The following is a 538-nucleotide window of genomic DNA, read 5'->3' as shown; positions in this document are numbered from 1 at the left end:
GAAAAGAGAAGAATGGAGAAAAGACTGCAGGAAGAAAGGCAGATGAGGCAAAAAGAGATTACTGAAGCAGTTATAAGGGAACAAGAGAAAGAACGCTATGAAATCAGTAAGGAATTACACGATAATGTGAACCAGCAGCTTACTGTTGCCATGATGTACCTGGCAACAGCATTGAAGGGAAGCGATAACCACCAGGAACTGCTGAAGCAGTCTTCAGGGTTTATTTTCAATGCCATTGAAGAGATCAGGAAATTATCAAAGGCGCTGGTAACACCCCTGATTAAGGATTTCGGTCTGGCCAAAGCAATAGACGGACTGGTGGAGGATATACTGGTTGCGAACCAGATGAGCATCGAATTTTTCTATGAGGCTTTTTATGAAGAGGACATCAATTATGAATTCAAACTTAATATTTTCAGGATTGTCCAGGAACAGATCAACAATATCATCAAACACTCGGGCGCTTCCTATGTTACGATAGAGTTATACAGGGATGATTTCATTCGGCTCTCCATTGCGGATAATGGCAAAGGCTTCG

General features: G+C 41.8%; 1 protein-coding gene. It reads left to right on the top strand.

All coding sequences use genetic code 11. From position 1 onward, the window contains the following. Positions 1 to 12: 12 nt before the first annotated feature. Positions 13 to 538 (top strand): sensor histidine kinase (locus tag HUO12_RS14265; RefSeq protein ID WP_217905311.1); only part of this gene is annotated, 526 nt, incomplete at its 3' end.

It is taken from the genome of Altererythrobacter lutimaris, assembly GCF_013371495.1.
Lineage (GTDB): Bacteria > Pseudomonadota > Alphaproteobacteria > Sphingomonadales > Sphingomonadaceae > Erythrobacter > Erythrobacter lutimaris_A.
This window is presented reverse-complemented; position numbering and strand designations above follow the sequence as displayed.